This is a genomic window from Streptomyces sp. MK37H (assembly GCF_018035285.1).
GTDB classification, from domain to species: domain Bacteria; phylum Actinomycetota; class Actinomycetes; order Streptomycetales; family Streptomycetaceae; genus Streptomyces; species Streptomyces endocoffeicus.
Genome location: NZ_JAAAYH010000656.1, coordinates 1 through 3,449, shown reverse-complemented (window position 1 = coordinate 3,449; position 3,449 = coordinate 1). Strand labels below are relative to the sequence as shown.

Sequence of the window (3,449 nt, the reverse complement as noted above, 5' to 3'; positions counted from 1 at the left end):
AACTGCCTGGCCCCGCCGGTAGCGGGCGTGCGGCCGAGCGGCCGGTGGGCGCGGCCCCACACCGGCGGCCATAAGCCTGCCCGGCCCCGCCGGTAGCACGCGCGCAACTAAACGGCCGGTGGGCGCGGCCCCACACCGGCGGCCATAAGCCTGCCCGGCCCCGCCGGTAGCACGCGCGCAACTAAACGGCCGGTGGGCGCGGCCCCACACCGGCGGCCATAAACCTGCCCCTCCCCACCGGTAGCACGCGCACAACCAAACGGCCGGTGGGCACGGCCCGCCCCGGCAGCCATAAACCTGCCCGGCCCCACCGGTAGCACGCGCGCAACCAAACCGCCGGTGGGCCGACCCGCCCCGGCGGCCGTAAGCCTGCCCGGCCCCACCGGTGGCGGGCGTGCGGACGAGCGGCCGGTGGGCGCGGCCCGCCTCCTCGCCGCCTGGCGGTGGGCGGACCCCCGCCAGGCGGCGCGGGCGGGGCGGTCCGTCCGGACGTCAGTCGTGCGTGCGGGGGACGTCCCGGTGGGAGTGGGGCCCGCGGGAAGCGGTCCCGGGCCATGACGGCGGTGTATCGACGATGTGGCCGAGCAGATGCGGTGGGGCGGCGCTCACCCCGGCCGCCTCGACCGCGTCCCAGTAGGCATGCGCATGGGAGGCGTCGACCAGCCCGTGGACCAGTGGCAGGCCGGACACGGCGGTGTGCAGCAGGGATTCAAGGCGACAGGAGGCGACCGTGCCCGGCAGCCAGGACCGTTCCGCGTAGCCGGAGGCGGCGGCCGGTGGCAGGTCGTCGGCGATGTGCCGCTCGGTGTCGCCGACCGCGAGCAGGCCGCCCCCGACGGTCAGTACGTCGCGCTGCCCGCGCATCCGGGCGAGGGCGCGTGCGGTGTCGAAGCAGTGCGGGAAGGAGTCGTCGACCACGACGGTGCCGGGGCGTAGCCGGTCTATGTCGAGGACGGCCGTGCCACCACTGCCACCACTGCCACCACTGACGGCGGTGACGATCAGGTCGGCCTCGTACACCGCGCCGGGAAGGCCCGGAGCGGACTCGGCCGTCGCCACCGATCCGGCCAGCCCGTTCCCGCGCAGCTCCGCGGCGAGCGCCCGCAGGCGGGGCGCGCTGCCCGCGACATCGCACAGCAGCAGGTGGGCGGGCGGGCGCGGGGCGCGGGTGAGGAGCAGGTTGAGGGAAGAGGTGCCGATCGAGCCGAGTCCGACCATGGCGACGGTCAGGTCGCTCAGTTCGCGTTCGGTCCTGGCGAGCGCGGCGTGGACGGTCTTGACCACGGACACCGCTGTGGCGGCGTGGCCGGTGGTGATCGCCGTCGTCCCGTCGGTGGCGCGCACCACCTCGAATCCGTAGCCCGTCAACGCGGGGATCATGCCCGCCAGGGAGACACAGCGGGCGCCGAGGGAGGCGGCATGGCTGACGGCGCGGGCGGTGTGGCCGGTGAGCGCGCTTCCCGCGGCCAGTTCATCCGCGAACAGCGGCAGCGCGACGAACGCGGAACGGCCCAACGGTGTCCCGATCTCCTCCAGGAGGCGAGGACCGCCGTCCGGGAAGAGCAGGTCCCGCATGTGTTCGCGGGGCAGGTTCGCTTCCGGGATCCCGGCGAGCGCCGCGAGATGCCCGGGGGCGGGGAGATAGCCGATGAGCGCGGCGTCCGTGCGGGATGTGCGCGGGGCAGGGGCCAGGGCAAGGCCCGGACGTGACGTGGCCGCCTGGGTGAGTTCGTCCCGTAGAAGGCGCGTGAACGTGGCGAAGGCGGGCGCATCGAGGGCGGCGGCCGAGGCCCGCAGGGTGACGCGCAGCCCGTCCCCGACCGGCCGAACCGCCAGGAACACATCGGTTCCCACCGGCGGCGGGGCGAGTTCTGTGTCGTGATGGTCCCAGTCGAGGGTGAGGGTCGCGCCGTTGGGTGAGCCGAGGGCGGAGAAGTCCAGGTAGCTGAAGAGGAACTGGATGGCCATCGGCAGACCGAGCTGGGTGGGTGGGGCGGTCAGGATGGGCGAGGTGTCGGAGGGCTCGCCGCCGGTGGCACGACTGATGCCGCCGTCCGCGCCGCCAGCCTCGGGGCCGGTGTCGCCACCGGCCCCGCACGACCGGGCGGCGCCGGCCTCCTCAGCGAGCCGGAGCAGGCCGGAGGGCGTACCGCCGGTTCCGCCGCTCGCGCCACGGCCGCTGTCGCCACTGGTGCCGTACGACCGTGCCGCACCAGCCTTCTCACTGATCCGGAGCAGGCCGGGGGGCTTGCCGCCGGTACCGCCACCAGTGTCGCCGCCGCTGTCGTAGCTGTCGTCACCAGCGCCGTACATCCGTGCGGCCACGGCCTCCTCGGCGATCCGGAGCAGGTCCTCCCGGAAGGAGCGGAACGACCGGCCGGACGTGGCTCCGGCACCCGCCTCCGCCACGATGGGGCGCAGCGGTACGGCGGCCGCCAGGGGGCCGAACAGTCGGCTGATGTCGGGTAGTTGGTGGTCGCGTCCGGTAACCGCCAGGCCGAGGACGAGGTCCCGCTGGCCGGTGAGGTCCGCCAGGGCCCGGTAGTAGGCGGTCAGGACGGGGGCGTACGGCGTGGCGCGGACGGTGGTGGCGAGGTGGCGCAGCCCGGCCGTGAGCTCGGCGTCGAGCGTGAACCCCGCCGACCTGAACTCCGCCGACCTGAATTCCGCCGGGCCCACCCCGGTGGCCCCGGCGCCCGCCGGCTCGCCACTCCGTGCGCCCGAGCGGCGCAGGTCGGGTCGCTGGTACGGGGTGGCGTGGCGGGCGCGCCAGGCGATGGCCGCCGGGTCCGGGCCGGGGCCCGTATCCGGCTGCTGGAGCAAGTTGACGTAATCGCGGAAGGTGCTGCGCAGCCGTGGCAACCCGATCGGCTCGCCGCGACTGAGCCGGTCGTAGGCGGTGATCAGTTCCCGGCCGAACAGGGCCGCGCTGTAGCCGTCACCGATGAGGTGGTGAGCGTGGACGACGAGCGTGTGCTCGTCGGGGCCGGGGCCGGTGGTCAGCACGCGCAGGCGAAGCAGTGGCCACGCCCACGGCTCGAACCGACGACGGCGTTCGTCGGCGACCCGCTCCTCGACCAGGTCCGGCGATGCCAGCGTCTCGAAGTCAACCGGGAGCCGCAGCGCGGGCGGCAGCTCCTGCTGAACCGGCGGGCGGGCGCCCGCGGGGAAGACGGTGCGCAGCATGGGGTGGCGGACGACGAGGGCATCGACCGCACGCTGAAAGAGATCAGCTCGCAGCGGACCGCGCAATCGCAACCGAGCGAGCCACGCGGACCCGGAGCCGGGTGCGACGGCCTCAGCGACCAGAAAGCCACGCTGGGTGGGTGTGAGGGGGTATGGAGTGAGGTCCGCACCGGCGGGGGCGGAGGTGGCGCCGCTTGCCGGAGCAGCCGGGTTCGCCGAAGCGGGAGGGCTAACCGGGCCAGGCGGGTTCGCCGAAGCGGCCG

Annotated in this window: 1 protein-coding gene; it reads right to left on the bottom strand. The window is 74.7% G+C overall.

Annotated elements, in window-relative coordinates; all coding sequences use genetic code 11:
* Nucleotides 1-492: 492 nt before the first annotated feature.
* The coding region (locus GWI24_RS45970) for a condensation domain-containing protein (protein ID WP_374103409.1) at nt 493-3,449 on the bottom strand (2,957 nt) is incomplete at its 5' end.